Annotated in this window: 4 protein-coding genes; 1 reads left to right on the top strand and 3 read right to left on the bottom strand. The window is 70.9% G+C overall.

Features of this window, described 5'->3' with window-relative positions:
• Positions 1–24: 24 nt before the first annotated feature.
• On the bottom strand, positions 25–1044 hold the full coding sequence (locus V1260_RS06795) for a siderophore ABC transporter substrate-binding protein (protein WP_442878133.1): 1020 nt from the start codon (positions 1042–1044) through the stop codon (positions 25–27).
• A 227-nt stretch (positions 1045–1271) separates the two neighbouring features.
• Here V1260_RS06795 and V1260_RS06790 point away from each other — a divergent pair, with 227 nt between their 5' ends.
• Complete coding sequence (locus tag V1260_RS06790) at positions 1272–2273, top strand: hypothetical protein (RefSeq protein ID WP_329746053.1); 1002 nt, start codon at positions 1272–1274, stop codon at positions 2271–2273.
• A gap of 66 nt (positions 2274–2339) precedes the next feature.
• On the opposite strand, the gene V1260_RS06785 is transcribed toward V1260_RS06790, so the two are convergent.
• Together V1260_RS06785 and V1260_RS06780 are read right to left on the bottom strand one after the other, a co-directional pair.
• The gene (locus V1260_RS06785; protein ID WP_329746052.1) at positions 2340–2771 is read right to left on the bottom strand and encodes a hypothetical protein; all 432 of its coding nucleotides are present in this window, start codon (positions 2769–2771) and stop codon (positions 2340–2342) included.
• Between the two features lie 202 nt (positions 2772–2973).
• Positions 2974–4773: a carbohydrate-binding module family 20 domain-containing protein gene (locus V1260_RS06780; protein WP_329746051.1), complete on the bottom strand. Its 1800-nt coding sequence runs from the start codon at positions 4771–4773 to the stop codon at positions 2974–2976.
• Positions 4774–5174: the final 401 nt, after the last annotated feature.

The raw sequence follows: 5174 nt of genomic DNA, 5'->3' as shown, positions 1-5174 counted from the left end.
CGGCGCCGAGGGTGTCGTGCAGGATCAGGCCTTCTGCTCGAGGGCGTCGGCGAGGGCGTTGAAGTACTCGGTGTAGGTCTGGATCGACTCGTTGGTGTACGTGTCAGCCGGCATGTAGACGATGTTGCCCTCGGCCACGGCGGTCACGGAGGCGAGCGCCTCGGAGGCCTCGAGGATCTCGGCGGCCGGCTCGTAGGCGGGGTCGTCGGCGGAGACGGCGGCGTCGCGATCCATGACGAGGATCCACGCGGGGTTCGACGCGGCGATCGCCTCGACGGAGATGTCGTCGCCCTGGTGGTCGTCGCTGCTGCCCTCGACCTCGAGCGCGGGGGTGAGGCCGAGCGCGTCGAAGGCCCAGCCGAGGGTGCGGCCTGCGCCGGGGGCGATGAAGCCGATCTCGCCGCCGGAGACGTTCACGGCCATGACCGTGTCGGCGCTGTCGTAGGCGGCGGTGACGCGGGCCATCGCCGCGTCGAGGTCTGCGCCGAGCTGCTCGGCCTCCGCCTCCTTGCCGAAGACCGTGCCGAGCACGGAGACCTGGCGCTTGAGCTCGTCGGCGAAGGGCTGGTCGTCGCGCGGGTCGAGCTCGAGGATCGTGGCGTCGGGGGCGAGGCGCACGAAGTCGTCGTGGTAGTCGGCGAAGCGCTGGCCGTTGATGATCAGCGTCGGCTCGGCGGCGACGACGGCCTCCAGGTCGGGCTCGCGATGGTTGCCGAGGTCGATGATCGACTCGTCGTCCTTGTAGCCGATGGTGGTCGGCATGAGCGCGCGAGCCGCGGCGGTCAGGGTGACACCCCAGGCCTCGAGGGTCTCGAAGGTGCGGTTGTCGGTCGCGACCACGGAGGCGGGCGGGGTCTGCACGGTCTGCGCGCCGTTGTTGTCCTCGACCTCGACCGTCCCGGCCGGCGCGCCGCCCGCGTCGCTCGCGGCGGAGCCGTCGGCGGCCTGGGTGGAGCCGCCGCAGGCGGTGAGGAACAGGCCGAAGGCGCCGGCCAGGGAGGCGGCGCCGAGCGTGCGTCGGCTGAGCGAGGGCAGCGGAGTCATGGGGACCTCTGTCGTCGTGAGGGAAGGGATAAGCTCCCCGCCGGCGGGGACGAGTTGAGGCTAGCCTCACCTCCCGCTATTTCGCCACTTCAGACTTGCTTTATTCCACTGACTGGACGGTGACCCTCGTCTCATACCCCATCGGACGGCGGGCCCGGCGCGCCGCTAGGGTGGTCCCGGCACCCGGGGAGCAGGGGCGGGTGCGCGCACTGATCCGAGGGGGACCCATGACCGACAGCAACGGACCACAGCTGCCCGACTTCTCCGGCGGCGGGAGCGCGCCGAAGCTGCCGGACTTCTCCGGCGGCGGGGACGGCCGCGGCGGGGCGTCCGGCAGCTCCTCCGGCCGACCCGTCGGCGGCCCCGGTGCGGGAATCGGCGGCACGGACCCGGGCCTGACCGGCCCTCGCGATCCCGGCTCCGGCCGCGGGAAGGGACCGCTGATCGCGCTGTTCGTCGGCGGCGGCGCCTTCCTCGTGATCGTCCTGGCCGTCGGCGCGCTGATCCTCTCGCAGACCGTCCTCTCCCCCGATCCCGAGGAGACCCCCGTCGCCTCGGAGCCCGCAACCACCGAACCGGACCCGTCGGAAGACGCGAGCCCGTCGGAGGTCGTCCCCACCACGCAGCCTGAGCCGAGCGAGGACCCGTCGCTGACCACCATCGAGGTGCCCACCGTGGAGTGCACCTCGCCCGGGAACCGGCAGACCACCGAGCAGGTCGACGGGTCCGTGCGCGGCGGCGGCCTCGAGTTCGCGGTGCAGCCCGAGTGGAACACCGGCTCGAACTGGGGCCGCAGCGCGATGTACATGACCGACGTCCACTCGGCCGATCAGCCGGTCGAATCGGGCTGGTACTCCGTCGCCTCCGTCGGCGCCGTCTCCTGGCCCGAGGAGGAGGGCGGCTACCCCGGCGCGGAGGAGACAGCGAGGGCCATCTTCCAGTGCTCCAGCACCCGCGACGACGCGAAGGAGCTGTACGGCGAGCCGGTGCAGGCCGCGAACTACGTCGAGGAGTCCTTCGAGGTCGACGGCCACCCGGCCTTCATGGTCTCCGGGAATCTGCAGGTCTCCGAGCTCGCGCTGATGCGCACCACCGACGCCTGGCGGAACGTGGTCATCGTCGTCGACACCCCGGACGGCCCCGCGGTCTTCGAGGGCGGCGCCGCGCTCGGCCACGAGCAGCAGGTCGCGGATCTGGACGCGATGATCGCGAGCCTCCGCATCTACTGAGCGGCGCGGGCGCCGACCGGGGCCGACGGGCGATCCCGTCGGCCCCGGCGGCTCGGCGGGGTCTGATCAGGCCTCGACGGCGGACTTCGCAGCCTTGCCGCCGCCCTGGGCGACCAGGAGCGCCGCAGCGATGGCGAGCAGCCAGCTGTCCTTGGCGACCGCGGTGCCCTGCTGGGTGGGGCGCACGCCGTCGGACTCGGTCATGCCGGGGGTGCGCAGGTACATCGAGACCAGCGAACCGGAGAAGCCGGCGAGCGCGAGACCCGCGACCTTGGTGGGCACGAACGGCAGCAGCAGCGATGCGCCGACCGCGATCTCGCCGTAGCTGATGAACTTCGCGAACTGCTCGGGGGTGAGCTTGCCGAGGACCGGCACGCCCTGGGCGGCCATGCCGCGCAGCGCCTCGGCGGTGCCGGCGTCCATCCCCAGCTTGGAGATGCCGGAGTTGAGGATGAACGCGCCGGGGACGGCGCGGAGGATCGCGGTGCTGAGTGCCATGGGGGCCTCCTCGGAGGAAAGTCGTTGTTGTTTCAATCAGATCGTAGGGCCGACGGGATCGTCTGTCGACCCGCGGCGCGCCCTCACCGGCCCACGACAGCGCTCCGCGGCGCCTGAGGGAGCATGGTGCGGCGAACATGCTCCCTCAGACGCCGCTACCCTGCGGTCATCTCAGGGTGGGGCCAACCTCAGCGGCGGCGGCCTACCTCCAGGTGTCGGTGAGCGCGAGCGTCCCGTCGGCGCCGACGGTCGCCGTGCGGTTCGCACCGGACTCCCAGACGACCGCGCCCGTGCCGTCGACCTTCACGTACTTGTACTCGAAGCTCGTGCCGGCCGGCAGGTCCACGCCGCCCGTCCAGCTCGGGTAGCCCGAGGGGTCCAGGGCGACGCCGGAGGCGGGCTGCCAGCCGCCCAGCTCCGGCACCGAGCCGACGATCCGCACCTCCTGACCCCAGACCGTGCTCGCGTGCACGCTCACGGAGACCTTCCCGGCGACGGGCTCGGTGCCCGGGTCGGGATCCGGCGTGGTGCCCTCGGAGGTCTTCCCCACGTGCAGGGCGAGCGCCCCGTAGGCGGGGAGGGTCGCCGAGAAGGTGCCGTCGGCCGCGACGGCGATCGTCTCGGAGCAGTCGCTCGCCGCGACCACGTCGCAGTACGTGCCCGCAGGCAGCGAGCTGTCGTAGGTGCGGGTGGTCGCGGAGCCGGTGTTGTTGATGGCCACGAAGCCCTTGTCGCCGCGGCCGAAGGCGATCTGGTTGCCGCCGTCGTCCCACCAGTTCGTCAGGGCCGTGCCGGCGACGGTGTTGTGGAAGCCGACCATGCCCTGGATCTCGGTCCAGCGCTGGGTGCAGGTCCACGCGTCGGAGTCGCAGTTCGGGTCGGGCACGGAGGTCGCGGTGGCACCGGGGGCACCCGCATCCTTGTCGGTGAACGTGTAGCCGGAGTACACCGAGGGGGACCCGTAGGGGTAGGCGAGCATGAACGTGTTGGCCAGGACGTACTTCGCGCCCCAGGTCTCGTTCATCGTCTCGCCGTTGCGCTCGGTGTCGTGGTTGTCGACGAACACCCCGGCCTGGGCGGAGGGGAGCTTGCCGTTCGCGATGTGCTGCAGGTTCGCGATCGAGCCGTCGAAGTCGGACTTCAGCTGGCGGGCGTAGTCGAACTCGTGCACGTCACCGGTGCCCGTGTACTCGGACTCCTGGATCGGCTCGCCGGCCGCGCCGATGACCTCCTGCACCCAGTAGGCGTTCGGGTCGCTGAGCTTCGCCTTGATCGCCGCCAGGTCGCTCGCGGGGATGTGCTTCGCGGCGTCGATGCGGAAGCCGGCGACGCCGAGCGAGAGCAGGTCGTTCATGTATCCGGCGAGGGTGTTCTGCACGTACGCGGAGCCTGTGCGGAGGTCCTGCAGGGACACCAGGCGGCAGTTCTGCACCTGGAACCGGTCCTGGTAGTTGCTGATGTTCGTGCGGCAGTCGTTGAAGTCGGCGGCGCCGTAGATGCCGGGGAAGTAGTCGATGCCGTAGGGGGTTCCGGCGGTGCCGGTGCCGGAGCCGCCGTCGGCCCCGGTGGTGTGGTTGATGACGGCGTCGGCGATGACCTCGACGCCGGCGGCGTTGCAGGTCTCGACCATGGCGGCGAACTCGGCGCGGGTGCCGAGCTTGCCCTCGATCTTGTAGCTCACGGGCTGGTAGGAGGTCCACCAGGCCGTGCCCTGGATCGTCTCCTGCGGAGGGGAGACCTGGACGTAGCCGAAGCCCGCGGGGCCGATGGTGCTCGTGCACTCCGCGGCCACGGAGTCCCAGGTCCACTGGAAGAGGTTGAGGATGACGTCGCCACGACCGTTCTCCGAGGTGGCACCGCCGCTGGGCACGGGGGGCGAGCCCTGTGCTGGTGGGGAGGTGGCCGGGGAGCCGGCGACGGCGAGGAGGAGCGCTAGGGCGAGGGCTGCGGCGAGGCGGATCAGCGGGCGCGGGGCCGCTGTGCCGATGGGGGCGTGCTGCATGGGTTCTCTCCTGGGGATGGGCCGACCACTGGGGCCGGCCCCCGGCGTCATCGCCGGATCGGGGATGCAAGAACTTGCGAAGGAACGCGTACGCTTGCGAAGGAGAGTAGCGAGCTCAGCTCGTGCCGTCGAGGGGGTCCGTCAAACCTGCCCGATTTCCGATTGTTCATGCAGGTCAGAAGCGTGGGTAAGAATCCGGCAACGGCGGACATCTGACGCCACCGCGATGCAAGATCTTGCACTCCGGGTTCCGGAGGACCTCCCCGTCGGGTCGACCGCAGAGCATCCCCCCTCCACCTCCCCTCACCTCACGCTCTCTCGTGCCCTCGTCATCTCAGCGTTGTGGGGGGGGGGGGTCTGCCGACAGAAAAGGACACGGAAAAAAACAAAGATGCGCACCG

This window comes from Brachybacterium sp. J144, assembly GCF_036321705.1.
GTDB lineage: Bacteria > Actinomycetota > Actinomycetes > Actinomycetales > Dermabacteraceae > Brachybacterium.
This window is presented reverse-complemented; position numbering and strand designations above follow the sequence as displayed.